This is a genomic window from Rhodosalinus sp. K401 (genome assembly GCF_041365735.1).
In the GTDB taxonomy this organism is placed as follows: domain Bacteria; phylum Pseudomonadota; class Alphaproteobacteria; order Rhodobacterales; family Rhodobacteraceae; genus Rhodosalinus.
Genome location: NZ_JBGFSI010000007.1, coordinates 28,157 through 44,895, shown reverse-complemented (window position 1 = coordinate 44,895; position 16,739 = coordinate 28,157). Strand labels below are relative to the sequence as shown.

At 67.1% G+C, this 16,739-nt stretch carries 17 protein-coding genes; 10 read left to right on the top strand and 7 right to left on the bottom strand.

Annotation, left to right across the window (positions count from 1 at the left end; all coding sequences use genetic code 11):
* Window positions 1–86 precede the first annotated feature (86 nt).
* From soxB to AB6A66_RS09630, 5 genes are all read left to right on the top strand, one after another.
* Window positions 87–1,784, top strand: a complete 1,698-nt coding sequence (gene soxB, locus AB6A66_RS09650) for a thiosulfohydrolase SoxB (RefSeq protein WP_371055704.1) — start codon at window positions 87–89, stop codon at window positions 1,782–1,784.
* An 84-nt stretch (window positions 1,785–1,868) separates the two neighbouring features.
* Window positions 1,869–3,152 (top strand): sulfite dehydrogenase, encoded by a 1,284-nt coding sequence (soxC, locus tag AB6A66_RS09645; RefSeq protein ID WP_371055703.1) that lies wholly within the window; start codon window positions 1,869–1,871, stop codon window positions 3,150–3,152.
* Window positions 3,136–4,353 (top strand): c-type cytochrome, encoded by a 1,218-nt coding sequence (locus tag AB6A66_RS09640; RefSeq protein ID WP_371055702.1) that lies wholly within the window; start codon window positions 3,136–3,138, stop codon window positions 4,351–4,353. Before soxC ends, AB6A66_RS09640 begins: the two co-directional genes overlap by 17 nt.
* Complete coding sequence (locus AB6A66_RS09635; RefSeq protein ID WP_371039175.1) at window positions 4,353–5,075, top strand: c-type cytochrome; 723 nt, start codon at window positions 4,353–4,355, stop codon at window positions 5,073–5,075. Before AB6A66_RS09640 ends, AB6A66_RS09635 begins: the two co-directional genes overlap by 1 nt.
* 33 nt (window positions 5,076–5,108) lie before the next feature.
* Complete coding sequence (locus tag AB6A66_RS09630; RefSeq protein ID WP_371055701.1) at window positions 5,109–6,371, top strand: FCSD flavin-binding domain-containing protein; 1,263 nt, start codon at window positions 5,109–5,111, stop codon at window positions 6,369–6,371.
* A gap of 52 nt (window positions 6,372–6,423) precedes the next feature.
* On the opposite strand, the gene AB6A66_RS09625 is transcribed toward AB6A66_RS09630, so the two are convergent.
* Window positions 6,424–7,617, bottom strand: a complete 1,194-nt coding sequence (locus AB6A66_RS09625) for an FAD-binding domain-containing protein (RefSeq protein ID WP_371055700.1) — start codon at window positions 7,615–7,617, stop codon at window positions 6,424–6,426.
* 163 nt (window positions 7,618–7,780) lie between these two features.
* On the opposite strand from AB6A66_RS09625, the gene AB6A66_RS09620 reads away from it, so the two are divergent.
* The 5 genes from AB6A66_RS09620 (at window position 7,781) to AB6A66_RS09600 (ending at window position 11,282) form a co-directional block, all read left to right on the top strand.
* Window positions 7,781–8,410, top strand: coding sequence for an ATP-dependent Clp protease proteolytic subunit (locus tag AB6A66_RS09620; RefSeq protein ID WP_371039172.1), 630 nt, complete (start codon window positions 7,781–7,783; stop codon window positions 8,408–8,410).
* Between the two features lie 149 nt (window positions 8,411–8,559).
* Entirely contained in the window at window positions 8,560–9,825 is a 1,266-nt protein-coding gene (gene clpX / locus AB6A66_RS09615) for an ATP-dependent Clp protease ATP-binding subunit ClpX (RefSeq protein ID WP_371055699.1), read from the top strand.
* Between the two features lie 259 nt (window positions 9,826–10,084).
* Window positions 10,085–10,468: an NADH:ubiquinone oxidoreductase subunit NDUFA12 gene (locus tag AB6A66_RS09610; protein WP_371039170.1), complete on the top strand. Its 384-nt coding sequence runs from the start codon at window positions 10,085–10,087 to the stop codon at window positions 10,466–10,468.
* 5 nt (window positions 10,469–10,473) lie between these two features.
* Complete coding sequence (mlaD, locus tag AB6A66_RS09605) at window positions 10,474–10,920, top strand: outer membrane lipid asymmetry maintenance protein MlaD (RefSeq protein WP_371055698.1); 447 nt, start codon at window positions 10,474–10,476, stop codon at window positions 10,918–10,920.
* 17 nt (window positions 10,921–10,937) lie between these two features.
* Window positions 10,938–11,282, top strand: coding sequence for a DUF2155 domain-containing protein (locus tag AB6A66_RS09600; RefSeq protein WP_371055697.1), 345 nt, complete (start codon window positions 10,938–10,940; stop codon window positions 11,280–11,282).
* Here AB6A66_RS09600 and aat read toward each other — a convergent pair.
* The 6 genes from aat to acs form a co-directional block, all read right to left on the bottom strand.
* Complete coding sequence (gene aat, locus AB6A66_RS09595) at window positions 11,246–11,911, bottom strand: leucyl/phenylalanyl-tRNA--protein transferase (protein WP_371055696.1); 666 nt, start codon at window positions 11,909–11,911, stop codon at window positions 11,246–11,248. The genes AB6A66_RS09600 and aat overlap by 37 nt on opposite strands.
* A 13-nt stretch (window positions 11,912–11,924) precedes the next feature.
* Entirely contained in the window at window positions 11,925–13,274 is a 1,350-nt protein-coding gene (gene accC, locus AB6A66_RS09590) for an acetyl-CoA carboxylase biotin carboxylase subunit (protein WP_371055695.1), read from the bottom strand.
* Window positions 13,275–13,282: 8 nt separating this feature from the next.
* Window positions 13,283–13,768, bottom strand: a complete 486-nt coding sequence (accB, locus tag AB6A66_RS09585) for an acetyl-CoA carboxylase biotin carboxyl carrier protein (protein WP_371055694.1) — start codon at window positions 13,766–13,768, stop codon at window positions 13,283–13,285.
* A gap of 108 nt (window positions 13,769–13,876) precedes the next feature.
* Window positions 13,877–14,332, bottom strand: coding sequence for a hypothetical protein (locus tag AB6A66_RS09580; RefSeq protein ID WP_371055693.1), 456 nt, complete (start codon window positions 14,330–14,332; stop codon window positions 13,877–13,879).
* Window positions 14,333–14,414: 82 nt separating this feature from the next.
* Window positions 14,415–14,687 carry a glycine zipper 2TM domain-containing protein gene (locus AB6A66_RS09575; RefSeq protein ID WP_371055692.1) on the bottom strand — a complete coding sequence of 91 codons (273 nt, stop codon included), beginning with the start codon at window positions 14,685–14,687 and terminating at the stop codon, window positions 14,415–14,417.
* Between the two features lie 101 nt (window positions 14,688–14,788).
* Window positions 14,789–16,738: an acetate--CoA ligase gene (gene acs, locus AB6A66_RS09570; RefSeq protein ID WP_371055691.1), complete on the bottom strand. Its 1,950-nt coding sequence runs from the start codon at window positions 16,736–16,738 to the stop codon at window positions 14,789–14,791.
* Window position 16,739 lies beyond the last annotated feature (1 nt).

Here is a 16,739-nt window from a genome sequence, read left to right as displayed (position 1 = left end):
GGCTTGAAAAACGCATATCCCCTCCCGTGCGCGGGAGGGGGCATGTCACCCTTTATCCCCGAGAACACCAACGGAGCGTCACCCAGATGATTTCCCGCCGCGACTTCCTGCAGGCCAGCATGGCCGCCTCGGCCCTTGTCGGCGCCTCCGGTTTCGGCAACTGGTCCAGGCTCGCCGCGCAGCAGGCGCTGACGCAGGACCAGTTGCTGGACTTCGACACGTTCGGAAACGTGACGCTGATCCACGTCACCGACATCCACGCCCAGCTCAAGCCGATCTATTTCCGCGAACCGGAGGTCAACATCGGCGTTGGCCCCAACAAGGGAGAGGTGCCGCACATCACCGGCGCCGAGTTCCGCAGGCTTTACGGCATCGAGGATGGCAGCCCGTCGCACTACGCGCTGACCTACGACGATTTCGTTTCGCTCGCGCGCAGCTATGGCCGGATGGGCGGCATGGACCGCGTGTCCACGGTGGTGAACGCGATCCGGGGCGACCGGCCGGAGGCGCTTCTGCTCGACGGCGGCGACACCTGGCATGGCAGCTACACCTGCTATCACACCGAAGGCCAGGACATGGTCAACGTGATGAACGCGCTGCGGCCCGACGCGATGACCTTCCACTGGGAGTTCACGCTCGGCCAGGAGCGCGTGCGCGACCTGGTCGAGGGGCTGCCCTTCGCGGCGCTCGGCCAGAACATCTTCGACGCGATGTGGGACGAGCCGGCGGCGGAATTCGCGCCCTACCAGATGTTCGAGCGCGGCGGCGTGAACATCGCGGTGATCGGGCAGGCGTTCCCCTACATGCCGATCGCCAACCCGGGCTGGATGTTCCCCGACTACAGTTTCGGCATCCGCGACCAGCACATGCAGGAGATGGTGGACGAGGTCCGCGCCCAGGGGGCGGAGCTCGTCGTGGTTCTCAGCCACAATGGCTTCGACGTGGACAAGAAGATGGCCGGCCAGGTGTCCGGCATCGACGTGATCCTGACCGGCCACACGCATGATGCGCTGCCCGAGCCCGTGCTCGTGGGCGACACGATCCTGATCGCCTCCGGCTCCAACGGGAAGTTCGTCAGCCGGGTCGATCTCGACGTGCGCGACGGGCAGATGATGGGTTTCCGCCACAAGCTCATTCCCATCTTCTCCGACGTGATCCAGCCCGACGCGGAGATGACCGCCCTGGTGGACGAACAGCGCGCGCCCTTCGAGACGCAGCTCTCCGAGGTGATCGGCCAGACCGAAAGCCTGCTCTACCGGCGCGGCAACTTCAACGGCACCTGGGACGACCTGATCTGCGAGGCGCTGCTCGAACAGCGCGACGCGGAGATCGCCATGTCGCCCGGCGTGCGCTGGGGGCCGTCGCTGATCCCGGGCCAGGATATCACCCGCGAGGATATCTGGAACGTGACCTCGATGACCTACCCGAACGCCTACCGCACCGAGATGACCGGCGAATTCCTCAAGGTCGTGCTGGAGGACGTGGGCGACAACCTGTTCAACCCCGACCCCTACTACCAGCAGGGCGGGGACATGGTGCGCCTCGGCGGCCTCGGCTACCGCATCGACGTCTCCAAGCCGCAGGGCGAGCGCATCTCCGGGATGACGCTGCTCAAGACCGGCGAGCCGATCGATCCGGCGCGGTCCTATGTCGTCGCGGGCTGGGCGAGCGTCAACGAGGGGACAGAGGGCCCGCCGATCTGGGATGTCGTGGAAGATCACGTTCGCCAGAAGGGGACCGTGAAGGTAGAGCCCAACACCTCCGTCACGGTGACCGGCACCTGACGGTGCCGGCCCGTCGACGGTACAAGAGTTTGCCTGTCGAATTCACAAAAGCGAATTCGATGATCTGAGAGGAGCAATGGAGAGATGACGACCAGCTTCAAGGGACCGAAGCCATCGCGCCGGCAGTTCCTGACCGGCGCCGCGGCGGCCGGGGCAGGGGCCGTGGCGGCGAAGGCCGGACATGCCGCCAGCCCCAACCCGCTCATCACCGACGTGCAGCCCTGGGCCTCGGGCTGGGGCGATCCGGTGGACGCCACGCCCTACGGGATGCCGATCAAGTTCGAGGATCACGTGATCCGCCGCAACGTGGAGTGGCTGACCGCCGACACGATCAGCTCGATCAACTTCACGCCGATCCACGCGCTCGAGGGGACGATCACGCCGCAGGGCTGTGCGTTCGAGCGGCACCATTCGGGCGCGATCGAGCTGGCCAAGCCGGATTACCGGCTGATGATCAACGGCCTCGTGGATACGCCGCTTGTCTTCTCCTACGAGGATCTCGAGCGCTTCCCGCGCGAGAATCATGTCTATTTCTGCGAATGCGCGGCCAACACGGGCATGGAGTGGGCCGGCGCGCAGCTTAACGGCGCGCAGTACACCCACGGCATGATCCACAACATGGAATACACCGGCGTGCCGCTGCGCACGCTGCTGCAGGAGGCGGGTCTCGACGCCGCGGGCGATCTGTCCGACAAGTGGGTCTTCGTCGAGGGCGCCGACGCCTCCTCGAACGGCCGCTCCATCCCGATGGACAAGGCGCTGGACGACGTTCTCGTGGCCTTCAAGGCCAACGGCGAGGCGCTCAGGAAGGAGCACGGCTACCCCGTGCGCCTCGTGGTGCCGGGCTGGGAAGGCAACATGTGGGTGAAGTGGCTGCGCCGCGTGGAGGTCATGGACGGCCCCGTGGAAAGCCGCGAGGAGACGTCGAAATACACCGACGTTCTCGAGGACGGGACCGCGCGCAAGTGGACCTGGGTGATGGACGCGAAATCGGTCATCACCTCGCCGAGCCCGCAGATGCCGATCACGCACGGCGCCGGGCCGCTCGTCATCACCGGGATGGCGTGGTCGGGTCACGGCCGCATCACCCGCGTCGACGTCTCGAAGGATGGCGGCAAGACGTGGGAGACCGCGCGGCTCGCCAAGCAGGGCGATCCGAAGGCGCTGACCCGCTTCTACCTCGACACCAACTGGGACGGCGAGGAGATGCTGCTCCAGTCCCGCGCAATGGACGAGACGGGCTACGTCCAGCCCACCAAGGCGCAGCTGCGCGAGGTGCGTGGGCTGAACTCGATCTACCACAACAACTGTATCCAGACCTGGCACGTGAAGCCGAACGGGGAGGCCGAAAATGTCGAAGTCTCTTAAGCTTACCGGAACGGCGCTCGCGGGCACCGCGGTCGTGCTCATCGCGGCCCACAACTTCGCGGACCGGTTCGTGAGCCCGATGCCCACCGACGCGCCGCGTCTTTCGGCCGGGCCGTCGAATCCGGATCTTGGCTTCATGGTTGCCGCCGCGCAGGCGGACGAGGCGACCCATGACGGCAGGTACGGGATCGGGCGCCCCGCCGCGCCCGAGGAACTGGCGGCATGGGACGTCGACGTGCGTCCCGACGGCCAGGGCCTTCCGCCGGGCTCCGGCTCGGTCATGGAGGGCGAGGAGGCTTACCTGACCTATTGCGCGGCCTGCCACGGCGATTTCGCCGAGGGGCTGGGCAACTGGCCGCCGCTTTCGGGTGGCGAGGGCACGCTGGCGAACGAGGATCCGGTCAAGACCATCGGCAGCTACTGGCCGTATCTCTCGACCGTGTGGGACTACGTCCATCGGTCCATGCCCTACGGCAACGCCCAGTCGCTCAGCACCGACGAGGTCTACGCGATCACGGCCTACCTGCTCTACTCGAACTTCCTCGTGGAAGACGACTTCGTGCTCACGAACGAGAACTTCGCCGAGATCGAGATGCCGAACGCAGACGGGTTCATCATCGATGACAGGCCGGAGACCGAGTACACGATCTGGCGGACCGAGCCTTGCATGGAAAACTGCAAGGACGAGGTCGAAATCACGTTGCGGGCCACGGATCTTGGCGTGACGCCCGTGGATCCCGAGCAGGAGGAAGCCGCGGCCCAGACCGGGACGGGATCTTCGGGTGAAGAAACAGTGGACACGGCGGCCGTCGCCGAGGACACTGGGGACATGACCGAGACCGCACCGGAGGCAGAGACCGCCGCGATGGAGATCGACATGGCCCTCGCCCAGGACGGGGAAAGCGTGTTTCGCCAATGCCAGGCCTGCCACCAGGTGGGCGAGAACGCGCAGAACCGCACAGGTCCGCATCTCAACGACCTCTTCGGGCGCGAGATGGGCGGCATCGATGGCTTCCGCTACTCCAACACCCTGCTCGAGATGGGCGAAGAGGGCGGCGTCTGGAACGAGGAGACGCTGGCGAAGTTCCTGGCCAATCCGCGAGAGTACGTCCAGCGCACCAAGATGGCCTTCGCGGGCCTCAGGAACGACGAGGACATCGCTGCCGTCACCGAGTATCTCAAGACCTATTCGGAGAATTGATGACGCAAGGGCCGCTTCTTTCGATAACGCTTTTCGCCGCGACGCTTCTTGCGACCGGTGTCCATGCGGAGGAAGAAACGCGCCCGATCGGCGATGCAGACAGTGGCGCCACGCTTTTCGCGCGTCACTGCGCAAGTTGTCATCAGGTCGGGGCCGGTGCGGAGAACCGCATCGGCCCCCATCTCAACAACATCTTCGGCCGCAAGGCCGGAGAGATCGCGGATTACCGCTATTCCGAGGGGCTGGCGCGCATGGGGGCCGACGGGCTAGTGTGGACGTTCGACACCCTCGATCCGTATCTGGAAAATCCCCGCGCGCTCGTGTCCCGGACGCGCATGAACTTCGCCGGGCTGGATGCGCCGGAGGACCGCGCGGATGTGCTCGCCTATCTGCGGGTCTATTCCGCGGATCCGGCCAACATCCCCGAGGCCGAACCCACCGCGCTGCCGCGCGAAGTGGACCTGCCGCCGGAAACCCTCGAGATTGTCGGCGATCCGGCCTACGGAGAATATCTGTCATCCGAGTGCACGACCTGTCACCGGCGCGACGGGGCCGACGAAGGCATCCCCGCGATCACCGGCTGGCCGGAAGAGGATTTCGTCGTGGCGATGCACGCCTACAAGCGCAAGATCCGGCCGCATCCGGTGATGCAGATGATGGCCGGGCGCTTGTCCGACGAGGAGATCGCGGCACTTGCCGCGTATTTCGCCGAGGCGGAGTGAACCGCCCGGCGACACGCCAAGGGAGGAGACCTCATGACACTCAACAGACGTGCCTTCATCGGCACCGGCGCCGCGGCCGCGGCGTCGCTCTACGCGCCGGCCGTGCTGGGACAGGGCAAGCCCCGTGTGCTCGTGGTGGGCGGCGGCGCGGGCGGCGCCACGGCCGCGCGCTACATCGCCAAGGACAGCGACGGCGCGATCGATGTGACGCTGATCGAGCCTGCGCGCAGCTACTACACCTGCTTCTTCTCGAACCTCTACATCGGCGGGTTCCGCGAGTATGACAGCCTCGCGCACTCCTACGACAAGCTCGCCAGCGACTATGGCATCAACGTCGTGCACGACTGGGCCGTGGGCGTGGACCGCGACGCCAAGACCGTCGCGCTCGCGAGCGGCGCGTCGCTGCCTTACGACAAGCTGATCCTGAGCCCCGGCATCGATTTCGTCGATGGCTCCGTCCCGGGCTGGAGCATCGACGACCAGGACACGATGCCCCATGCCTACAAGGGCGGCACCCAGGCCGCGCTGCTGAAATCCCAGGTGGAGGCCATGCCCGAGGGCGGGCTCTACGCCATGGTGGCGCCGCCCAACCCCTACCGCTGCCCGCCCGGCCCCTATGAGCGGGTCTCGATGGTGGCGCATCTGCTGAAGGCACAGAACCCGACGGCCAAGATCCTGATCGTGGACCCGAAGGCGAACTTCTCCAAGCAGGCGCTCTTCGAGGAGGGCTGGCAGAAGCACTATCCCGGCATGATCTCGCGGATCGGGCCCGATTTCGGCGGCGACAACGTCGAGGTGAACCCCGCCGAGATGACGGTCAACATCGACGGCATGGTGGAGCAGGTCGACGCGTGCAACGTCATCCCCGCGCAGCAGGCCGGCCGGATCTGCCACGAGGCGGGCCTGACCGAAGGGAACTGGGCGCCGGTCTCGGGCCACACGATGGTCTCGCGCCTCGACGAGGACGTGCATATCCTCGGCGATGCGACCGACCAGGGCGACATGCCGAAATCGGGCTACTCGGCCAACAGCCAGGCCAAGGTGGCGGCGATGGCGATCCGCGGCGCGCTCACCGGGGCGACCGTGTTCCCTGCCAAGTTCTCCAACACCTGCTGGTCGCTCATCGACACCGACGACGGCGTGAAGGTGGGCGCGACCTACGAGGCGACGGACGAGAAGATCGCCAAGGTCGACGGCTTCATCAGCGACACGGGCGAACCCGCCGATCTGCGCCGCCAGACCTACGAGGAAAGCCTCGGCTGGTATTCCGGCATCACGACCGACATGTTCGGCTGAACCGCCTTGTGCGGCATGCGGGGGCCGTCCTTCGGGGCGGCCCCTCGTCGTTTCAGGCCGCGGGTCGGCCGATCCCGTCCAGCAGCGAAGGGATGCGCGCCCTGAAGCTGGAGAAGCTCTGCGTGGCATGGGGCCAAGCCGCGGCGTCGTAGGGGCGCAGGATGCGGATCACGTCCCGCCCTGCCAGCGCATCGGCGGCGGGTCCCACGGGCGGGTAGGGCGTGACGACCTGCTCTATCCCGTTCGCGGCCGCCCATTCCGCGATGTCGTCGGCGCAGGAAAGACGCGTCACCGGGCCGAGCCTTGCCGCCCACCGCGCGGTGGCGTCGTCGATCGCGCCCTCCACGAAGGCAAGCAGATGGGGCGCGACGGCGAGCGGCGAAAGCCCGTCGACCGAACTGAGCACCGCCGTCGCCCGCGGCGCGAGCCCCGCCTCGAAAAGGGAGCCGGGGGCAAGGTCTTCCTCGGTAAGCAGAAGCCCCGTGGCCCGGCCCGGATCCCAGCGGCCGCTTTCGGGCACGGGGCGCGGCGGCGGGGCCGGCGGACCCTCGAGCGCAGGCGCCGCGGCGGCGAGCCCTTCGGGCCGGAAGCGGCCGCCGGTGCATTTCTCGATGTTCCCGGGACGCGCGAGATACGTCCTGCCCGGCGTCTGGAGCCCTGCGACCCACCGCCATCCAAGCGTGTTGGAGGCCGGGTCGCCGTCGAGCAGGTGGCGCAGGAAGACATCGGCGCCAAGCTCCCACGGAAGGCGCAGCGTGAAGATCCAGATCGAGGCAAACCACATCCGCGCGTGATTGTGCAGATAGCCCGTCGTGGCGAGCTCCCGCGCCCAGGCGTCGAAGCAGTCGATGCCGGTTTCGCCGCGGCAGGCGGCCGCCCAGTCCTGGCGAAGGCCCGCCTCGGTCTGCACGCGGTCGAGTGCACGCAAGAGGCCCGCGCGGTAGCTCGTCCAGACCGCCGGGCGCCTTTCCAGCCAGCCTTTCCAGTACGCGCGCCAGAACACCTCCTCCACGAATTTGCGGGCCGCGACCGGCGAATGCCGCCCGAGCACGGAGGCAAGCAGTTCCTCCTCGGTCACGAGCCTGCGGCGCAGCCACGGCGACAACCCCGAGACATGGTCGTGCCCGCCGGGGCCCAGATCCAGATTGCGCCGCCGCGCATAGTCCGTGCCAGCGCGCGGGACGAAGCGCGCGAGCCGCGCGAGGCCGGCCGCCCGGGCCGGTGGAAACTGGGTGAGTGCCTGCATGATCGGACCCTCCACGACCGGCAGAGAGCTAATGCCCGGGCCGCGCGGATCAAACGCCCGTGCCGGAGCCGTGCCGCCCCTTGCAGCCCCCCCGGTGCAACACTAAGACTCCCACAGACCGACGACGCCACGACGTCCCAGCACACAAGGCAGGCAGGCCCAGATGACCGATCCCTTCGAGACATACATGAATACCCTGGTTCCGATGGTGGTCGAGCAGACCAGCCGGGGCGAGCGCGCATACGATATCTTCTCGCGGCTCCTGAAGGAGCGCATCATCTTCGTTTCCGGGCCCGTGCATGACGGGATGTCCAGCCTCATCGTGGCGCAGCTGCTCCACCTCGAGGCGGAAAACCCGTCCAAGGAAATCTCGATGTACATCAACAGCCCGGGCGGCGTGGTGACCTCGGGGCTCTCGATCTACGACACCATGCAGTACATCAAGCCCAAGGTGTCCACGCTGGTGATCGGGCAGGCGGCCTCGATGGGCTCGCTCCTGCTTGCCGCGGGCGCGCCCGGCATGCGCTTCTCGCTGCCAAACAGCCGGATCATGGTGCATCAGCCCTCGGGCGGCTACCAGGGCCAGGCGACGGACATCATGATCCACGCCGAGGAAACGCTGAAGCTCAAGCGCCGGCTGAACGACATCTACGTCCACCACACCGGGCAGACGCTCAAGAAGATCGAAACCGCCCTCGAGCGCGACTATTTCATGTCGCCCGAGGACGCGAAGGAATGGGGCATCATCGACGAGATCGTTCAGAAGCGCGCCGAGACCGAGACGGACGCCTGATCGTTAACCGTCTCTGTTCCGAAGGCGAACCGGCCGGAAATTTGGCGTTGTGGCCGGTGGGTGGCTGACCTAAGCTGCTCCGACAGGAAGGCCGAAGCCGCGGCCCGCCGCGGCGCCCGATAAAGACACAGCGGCCCGAAAGGTGTGATATGGCGACGAACTCCGGCGGCGACAGCAAGAACACGCTATACTGCTCGTTCTGCGGCAAGAGCCAGCACGAGGTGCGCAAACTGATCGCGGGGCCGACGGTGTTCATCTGCGATGAATGCGTCGAACTCTGCATGGACATCATCCGCGAGGAGACGAAGGGCGGCGGGCTGAAAAGCACCGACGGCGTTCCGACCCCGCGCGAGATTTCCGACGTGCTCGATGATTACGTGATCGGCCAGGCCATGGCCAAGCGCGTGCTCGCCGTGGCGGTGCACAACCACTACAAGCGCCTCGACCACGCGGCCAAATCCGGCGACATTGAACTCAGCAAGTCCAACATCCTGCTGATCGGCCCCACCGGCTGCGGCAAGACGCTGCTTGCCCAGACGCTCGCCCGCATCCTCGACGTGCCGTTCACCATGGCCGACGCCACCACGCTCACCGAGGCGGGCTATGTCGGCGAGGACGTCGAGAACATCATTCTGAAACTCCTTCAGGCCAGCGAGTACAACGTCGAGCGGGCGCAGCGCGGCATCGTCTACATCGACGAGGTGGACAAGATCACGCGCAAGTCGGAAAACCCCTCGATCACGCGCGACGTGTCGGGCGAGGGCGTGCAACAGGCCTTGCTGAAGCTCATGGAAGGCACGGTGGCGTCCGTGCCGCCGCAGGGCGGGCGCAAGCATCCGCAGCAGGAATTTCTGCAGGTGGACACGACGAACATCCTCTTCATCTGCGGCGGGGCCTTCGCGGGGCTCGACAAGATCATCGCACAGCGCGGCAAGGGCTCGGCGATGGGCTTCGGGGCCGATGTGCGCGCCCCGGACGAGCGCGGCGTGGGAGAGATCTTCACGGCGCTCGAGCCCGAGGATCTGCTGAAATTCGGCCTGATCCCCGAATTCGTCGGCCGTCTGCCGGTCATCGCCACGCTCGAGGATCTGGACGAGGATGCGCTGGTGACGATCTTGACCCAGCCGAAGAACGCGCTCGTCAAGCAGTATCAGCGGCTCTTCGAGCTCGAGGACGTGCAACTCACATTCACAGACGAGGCGCTCCAGGCGATCGCCAAGCGCGCGATCCGCCGCAAGACGGGGGCGCGGGGTCTGCGGTCCATCCTCGAGGACATCCTGCTCGACACCATGTTCGAGCTCCCGGGCATGGACTCCGTCACCGAGGTCGTGGTCAACGAAGAGGCGGCGACCTCCGACGCCAAACCGCTGATGATCTACGCCGACCAGAAGAAGGAAGGCGCGAGCGCCGGCTGAGGCCGGGAGAACGCGCAGACCGGATCCAAGATCGGAACGGCCATCGACCGCGGTGGCGTGCGCATGGCGCTTTCAGCGATATGCGGTGCCTGTGTCGGATGCTCCGGCCCCTCTTCGCGGCGGCCGAAGCGGTTCGGCGCGGCGATCCTGTGGCGCCGCGGCACGTGGCTTTTGCCGGCATCGTGAATGCCGCGCGGCGCACCACTGGACCTTGCCTGCGCGCTGGTCCATATGGAACGGGTGATATCTGGAGGCGTCGATGGGCATCCTTAGTTTCCTGAACCGATCGGTCACCTGGTGGAATGGCCAGACGCTTGGCACGCAGTTCTTCACCTGGCGTCATGGCGAGCGGGTGGGCGAGGATACGCAGGGCAACGCGTTCTACCGCAACCGCGACGACAGCCGCCGCTGGGTGGTGTTCAACGGCGAAGCCGAGGCAAGCCGCGTGGACCCGGACTGGCATGGATGGTTGCACCGCACATGGGACGAGCCGCCGACCGACCGGCCGCTGCCTCACAAGCCGTGGGAAAAACCCCATCAGGAGAATCTCACCGGCACGCCGCTTGCCTATGCGCCGCCAGGCTCGATCCGCCGCGTCGCGCCGGACGAGCAGCGCGACTACGAGCCCTGGACCCCGGAGTAGACGCGATGTCTGACCACCGGGCGGAAAGTCTCGTGGGCGGCGTGGTCCTTGCGGCGGCCATCGGTTTCGTCGTCTACGCGGCCCAGATCACCGGCTTTTCCCGCGACGGCGGGTCCTATCCGCTGACCGCGAGTTTCCGCTCGCTCGAAGGCGTGGGCGTGGGTACCGACGTGCGCCTTGCCGGCGTGAAGATCGGGACCGTGACGGATATCAGCCTCAATCCCGAAACCTACCGGGCCGACACGGTCTTCACCGTGCGCGAGGGCGTACAGATCCCCGACGACAGCGCGATCCTCGTCGCCTCGGAGGGCCTCCTCGGCGGCAACTACGTCGAGATTTCGCCGGGCGGGTCGCTGTTCTACCTGGAACCGGGGGAAGAGATCATCGACACCCAGAGCTCCGTGAGCCTCGTGACGCTTCTCCTGAAGTTCTTCACAGAGGGCGACGAGTGATCCGCAGGACGGCTTTCATGCTGGCGCTCGCCGGGCTTCCCGCCGCCTCCTCGGCGCAGGAAGCGGCCGAACGCGGCACCGGCGCCGTGCTGCGCGGGCTCGACAAGATCAGCGGCACGGTCGAGGATGTGACGCTCGTGAACGGGGCGCGGGTCACGCTCGGGCGGCTCGAGATCTCTCTTCGCGAGTGCCGCTACCCGGAGGGCGATCCTTCCGGCGATGCCTGGGCGTATGTCGTCATCCGGGAGGACGGCAAGGCGGAGCCCGTCTTCGCCGGCTGGATGACCGCGGCCTCGCCCGCGCTCAACGCGCTCGATCACGCGCGCTACGACGTCTGGGTATTGCGCTGCACCACGTCCTGAGGCGTGGCCGGCAGCGCCGGCGCTGTGAAATCGGCCGTTTCCTCGAGGGCCGCGCGCAAGCGGCGATGATACTCTGCGCGAGAGATCTCCACCGCGCCGAGCGAGGCGAGATGTGGCGTCAGGAACTGGGTGTCGAACAGCAGGAATCCCGCAAGCCGCAGCCGGTCCACAAGGTAGGCGAGCGCGATCTTGGAGGCGTCGGTCCGACGCGAGAACATGCTTTCGCCGAAAAAGGCCGCCCCCAGGGTCACCCCGTAAACCCCGCCAGCAAGCTCGCCATCCATCCAGATTTCCAGCGAATGAGCGTGGCCCATGCGGTGCAGGGCGACGTAAAGGCGCCGGATCTCGTCGTTGATCCATGTCTCGGAGCGGTCGGCACAGCGGTCCATGACCGCCTCGAAAGCGGTATCGACGGTCACCGAGAAGCCGCCGCGCCGCATCCGCCGGGCCAGGCTTCGGGAGATGTGGAAGCGATCAAGTTCGAAGACGCCCCGGCGTCTCGGGTCCACCCAGAAGACGGTGTCGTCCTCCCGGTGCTCGGCCATGGGGAAAAGCCCCATCGCGTAGGCGTGCAGGACGAGTTCGGGCGTCAGCGCGACGTCCTGCCGGGCGGGTGGCGGGCCGGTCATGGCACGCCCTGCGCTAGGCGTCGAGGGTCGTCTCCAGCCATGTCTCCAGCCAGTGGATTGTGTAATCGCCCGATTGCACGGCCGGCGCGTCGAGCAGGCGTCGGAAAAGCGGGATCGTGGTGTCCACGCCGTCCACGATAAGCTCTCCGAGGGCGCGGTTCAGCCGCGCCATCGCCTCTGCCCGGTCACGCCCGTGCACGATGAGCTTGCCGATCAGGCTGTCGTAGAAGGGGGGGATCATGTAGCCGTCGTAAAGCGCGGAATCCATCCGGACGCCCAGCCCGCCCGGCGCGTGATACTGGGTGATGCGCCCCGGGGACGGGGCGAAATCGGGCAGGCGCTCCGCGTTGATGCGCACCTCGATGGCGTGGCCGTTGATGGTGAGGTCGTCCTGCGTGAAGGACAGCGGGTAGCCCTCGGCCACGCGGATCTGCTCTCGCACGAGATCGACGCCGTAGATCGCTTCGGTCACGGGGTGTTCGACCTGAAGGCGCGTGTTCATCTCGATGAAATAGAATTCGCCCGCCTCGTAGAGAAACTCGATGGTGCCCGCGCCGGAATAGCCGATCCGGGCCACGGCGTCCGCGCAGACCTTGCCGATATGCGCGCGCTCCTTGGGGCTGATGCAGGGGCCCGGCGCCTCCTCGAAGACCTTCTGGTGGCGCCGCTGGAGCGAACAGTCGCGCTCGCCCAGATGCACGGCGTGGCCCTTGCCGTCGCCGAAGACCTGAACCTCGATGTGGCGCGGGGTGGTCAGGTATTTCTCGATATAGACCTCGTCGTTGCCGAACGCGGCCTTGCCCTCGGCGCGGGCGGTGCGAAACGCGCGCTCCATCTCCTCGGACGAGCGGGCGACCTTCATGCCGCGTCCTCCGCCGCCCGCGGTCGCCTTCACGATCACCGGATAGCCGATCTCCGCGCCGAGCGCGCGCGCCTCCTCGAGCGAGGTGACACCCCCCTCCGAGCCGGGCACGCAAGGCACGCCGAGCGCCTTCATCGTGTCCTTGGCGGTGATCTTGTCGCCCATGACGCGGATGTGTTCGGCCGACGGGCCGATGAAGGTGAGGCCGTGATCCTCGACGATCTGGACGAACTGCGCATTCTCGGACAAGAAACCGTAGCCCGGATGGATCGCCTGCGCGCCCGTGACCTCGCAGGCGGAGATGATCGCCGGCACCGACAGGTAGCTCAGCGTCGCGGAGGGCGGACCGATGCAGACGCTTTCGTCCGCCATGCGCACATGCATCGCGTCGGCGTCGGCCGTGGAATGGACCGCGACGCTGGCGATACCCATCTCGCGGCAGGCACGGATCACGCGAAGCGCGATTTCGCCCCGGTTTGCGATGAGGACCTTGTCGAACATGGCGCGGCTCACTCGATGATCACGAGGGGTGCGCCGTATTCCACCGCCGAGCCGTCCTCGACGAGGATACGCTTGACCGTGCCCGCGCGCGGCGCGGGGATGTGGTTCATGGTCTTCATCGCCTCGACGATGAGCAGGGTATCACCTTCGGAGACGCCGGTGCCGACGCTCACGAAAGGCGGGGCGCCGGGCTCGGGCTGCATGTAGACCGTGCCCACCATGGGCGAGGTCACGGCGCCCGGGTGGCTTGCAAGGTCGTCGGGCGTGGCGGCCTCGGCGGCATCCCGTGCGGGGGCCGGCGACGGCGCGGGGGCCGGAGCAGGGGCCTGCACGAGCTGGGGCTGCGCCTGCGTTGCGCGGCTGACCACGACGCTCAGCGTGTCCGCCTCGCCGTAGGCCCGGTCCACCTGGATCTCGGTGAGATCGGTTTCCCGCAGCAGTTCGGCCAGCGCGCGGATGAAGGCCACGTCGTCGTCGTGCGTGTGTGTCGTCATGTCGTCCTCGGCCATTGCCCCGGGGCGTGCCCGCCCGGCGCCGCCCCCTCCTGATTTGGCCGTGTATAGGGCATGGCCCGGGGCGAGGAAAGCGGCGTGATCGCCGGCTCAGACCCCCTTCCGCGGGGCGCCGGGGGCGTCGGTCGGGGTCACGGCTGGCGGCGTGCCGGCGCGAGCGGCCCCTGCGCCTTCGCGGTCCTCGGCCGGCGTTTCGGTGCCTGCCCCGACGGCCAAGTCGGGGCGCAGGGCCGCCGCGTCGGTCCGCTGCGACGGATTTCGCGCGGCAGCCTCAGCTGCTTCGTCCGCACGCCGTTCGGCCTGTTCGCGAAGCAGGCTGTCGATTTTCATCTGCAGGATCGAGGGCGGCGCGCTGTGGCCGTCGCGGCGGGCGCGTTGGGGCGCGCCGTAACGGCGCAGGTCGTGATCGAGACCGGCGCCGTCGCCACCTCGTGTGGGAGCCACGCGGGTGTCGGTGGCCTGCGGCGCAAGGGCCGCGGGAAGCGAGAGCGGGTAGGTGGCGGCGTGCGGCGCGGCTTGAAGGATGGAAGACCCCAGGAAGGACATCGGGACACGCTTTCGTTCCGTTCGAACCCCCGCACCCCTTGTCGCAGGCGCGCCTTGACGAAACCTTAACGCGTCCCGGATTTCAGCAGGGGGCCACGCGGTAGCCGCCGCCGCGCGTGGCGTAGGCGCACCGACCGGTGTCGCGGTTGCGGGCGATGAGCGCGCCGGCGGCCGCGCCGGTCAGCGTGCCGATGATGACCCAGTCATCGTCGTCGGTCAGTTCCCGCGCGGTGATGAGCCCGACCGCCGCGCCGGTCAGTCCGCCCACGACGACCCTTTCCTCTCGGGTGAGGTTCTCGCATGCCGAAACGGCCAGCATCGCAGTGCAGGTGAAGACGAGGGACAGTCGTCGCATCGGGGATCTCCTTTCGATCGGTCGCAAGGGAACGCCTCAAGCCACCCTCGCGCAATGACCGCGATCAAGCGGCGCACACTCTGGGCGCGCGCCGCGCGGGATCACTCCCGGTTCATCCGGTTGTCGATCAGATCGTCCACCACGCCGGGGTCCGCGAGGGTCGAGGTGTCGCCAAGGCTGCCGTAATCGTTCTCGGCGATCTTGCGCAGGATGCGGCGCATGATCTTGCCCGAGCGCGTCTTGGGCAGGCCCGGCGACCACTGGATGAGGTCGGGAGACGCGATCGGCCCGATCTCCTGGCGGACCCAGTCGCGCAGTTCCTTGCGCAGCTCGTCCGAGGGCTCGACATCGTTCATGAGCGTCACATAGCAATAGATCCCCTGACCCTTGATCGCGTGCGGGTATCCGACGACGGCGGCCTCGGCCACCTTGGCGTGCGCAACCAGCGCCGATTCGACCTCCGCGGTGCCCATGCGGTGGCCCGAGACGTTGATGACGTCGTCCACGCGCCCAGTGATCCAGTAGTCGCCATCCGCATCGCGCCGGCAGCCGTCACCGGTGAAATAGTGGCCCTTGTATTGCTGGAAGTAGGTCGCCTCGAACCGGCTGTGATCGCCCCAGACGGTGCGCATCTGGCCGGGCCAGCTGTCCTTCAGCGCCAGCACGCCCTCGGCGGGCAAATCATCGATTTCCTCACCCGACTGCGGATCCAGAACCACGGGCTGGACGCCGAAGAAGGGCCGCATGGCCGAGCCGGGCTTCGTGGCATGGGCGCCGGGCAGCGGCGTGATGAGATGGCCGCCGGTCTCGGTCTGCCACCAGGTGTCCACGATCGGGCAATTCCCCTTGCCGACGACGGTGTTGTACCAGTTCCAGGCCTCGGGGTTGATGGGCTCGCCCACGGTCCCGAGAATGCGCAGCGACGACAGATCGCATTTCGTGACGAACTCGTCGCCCTGGCCCATCAGCGCGCGGATCGCGGTGGGCGCGGTGTAGAACTGATTGACCTTGTGCTTTTCGCAGACTTGCCAGAAGCGGCTCGCGTCGGGGTAGGTGGGCACGCCCTCGAACATCAGCGTGGTGGCGCCGTTCGCCAGTGGCCCGTAAACGATGTAGCTGTGCCCCGTCACCCAGCCCACGTCCGCGGTGCACCAGAAGATGTCGCCGTCGTGGTAGTCGAAGGTGATCTGCTGCGTGATCGCGGCATGGAGGAGATAGCCGCCCGAACTGTGCACGACCCCCTTGGGCTGGCCGGTCGACCCGCTGGTGTAGAGGATGAAGAGCGGATCCTCCGCGTTCATTTCCGCGGGCGGGCAGTCGTCGTCGACCTTCTCGGCCTCCTCGTGCCACCAGTAATCGCCCGTGGAGCGCCAGGCCACCTGGTCGCCGGTGCGCCGCACGACGAGGCATTTGACCTCGTCGAAGTCGCGCAGCAGCGCCTGGTTCACGTTGTCCTTGAGCTTGGTCTTGCGCCCGCCGCGCGGTGCGCTGTCCGCGGTGATGACCAGCTTCGCGTCGCATCCGTTGACGCGGGCCGACAGCGCGTCGGGCGAGAAGCCCGCGAAGACCACCGAATGGATCGCGCCGATGCGCGCGCAGGCGAGCATGGCGTAAGCCGCCTCGGGGATCATCGGCAGGTAGATCACGACGCGGTCGCCCTTGCCGATGCCGAGCGACCTGAGCACGTTCGCCATCCTGCAGACCTGCCCGTGCAGTTCCCGGTAGGTGATGTGCTGCGCGTCATCGCCGGGCTCGTCGGGCTCCCATATGATCGCGGTCTGGTCGCCGCGCGTCTCGAGGTGCCGGTCGATGCAGTTGGCCGCCACGTTCAGCGTGCCGTCCTCGAACCACTTGATGTGAACGTTGCCGAAATCGAAGCTGACGTCCTTCACCTTGGTGAAGGGCGTCATCCAGTCGACCCGCTCCATCGCCTCACGCTTCCAGAACCCCTCGGGGTCCGAAACGCTTTCGGCATACATCTTCTCGTAGGTTTCCGCGGTGACATGCGCGCGCGAAATGGTTTCCGCGGAAGGCGGATAGGTATCGGTCATT

What these genes read in the sequence shown, in the direction of transcription:
- soxB (WP_371055704.1), top strand. Translation starts at nt 87, where the DNA reads ATGATTTCCCGCCGCGACTTCCTGCAGGCCAGCATGGCCGCCTCGGCC.
- soxC (WP_371055703.1), top strand. Translation starts at nt 1,869, where the DNA reads ATGACGACCAGCTTCAAGGGACCGAAGCCATCGCGCCGGCAGTTCCTG.
- AB6A66_RS09640 (WP_371055702.1), top strand. Translation starts at nt 3,136, where the DNA reads ATGTCGAAGTCTCTTAAGCTTACCGGAACGGCGCTCGCGGGCACCGCG.
- AB6A66_RS09635 (WP_371039175.1), top strand. Translation starts at nt 4,353, where the DNA reads ATGACGCAAGGGCCGCTTCTTTCGATAACGCTTTTCGCCGCGACGCTT.
- AB6A66_RS09630 (WP_371055701.1), top strand. Translation starts at nt 5,109, where the DNA reads ATGACACTCAACAGACGTGCCTTCATCGGCACCGGCGCCGCGGCCGCG.
- AB6A66_RS09625 (WP_371055700.1), bottom strand. Translation starts at nt 7,617, where the DNA reads ATGCAGGCACTCACCCAGTTTCCACCGGCCCGGGCGGCCGGCCTCGCG.
- AB6A66_RS09620 (WP_371039172.1), top strand. Translation starts at nt 7,781, where the DNA reads ATGACCGATCCCTTCGAGACATACATGAATACCCTGGTTCCGATGGTG.
- clpX (WP_371055699.1), top strand. Translation starts at nt 8,560, where the DNA reads ATGGCGACGAACTCCGGCGGCGACAGCAAGAACACGCTATACTGCTCG.
- AB6A66_RS09610 (WP_371039170.1), top strand. Translation starts at nt 10,085, where the DNA reads ATGGGCATCCTTAGTTTCCTGAACCGATCGGTCACCTGGTGGAATGGC.
- mlaD (WP_371055698.1), top strand. Translation starts at nt 10,474, where the DNA reads ATGTCTGACCACCGGGCGGAAAGTCTCGTGGGCGGCGTGGTCCTTGCG.
- AB6A66_RS09600 (WP_371055697.1), top strand. Translation starts at nt 10,938, where the DNA reads ATGCTGGCGCTCGCCGGGCTTCCCGCCGCCTCCTCGGCGCAGGAAGCG.
- aat (WP_371055696.1), bottom strand. Translation starts at nt 11,911, where the DNA reads ATGACCGGCCCGCCACCCGCCCGGCAGGACGTCGCGCTGACGCCCGAA.
- accC (WP_371055695.1), bottom strand. Translation starts at nt 13,274, where the DNA reads ATGTTCGACAAGGTCCTCATCGCAAACCGGGGCGAAATCGCGCTTCGC.
- accB (WP_371055694.1), bottom strand. Translation starts at nt 13,768, where the DNA reads ATGACGACACACACGCACGACGACGACGTGGCCTTCATCCGCGCGCTG.
- AB6A66_RS09580 (WP_371055693.1), bottom strand. Translation starts at nt 14,332, where the DNA reads ATGTCCTTCCTGGGGTCTTCCATCCTTCAAGCCGCGCCGCACGCCGCC.
- AB6A66_RS09575 (WP_371055692.1), bottom strand. Translation starts at nt 14,687, where the DNA reads ATGCGACGACTGTCCCTCGTCTTCACCTGCACTGCGATGCTGGCCGTT.
- acs (WP_371055691.1), bottom strand. Translation starts at nt 16,738, where the DNA reads ATGACCGATACCTATCCGCCTTCCGCGGAAACCATTTCGCGCGCGCAT.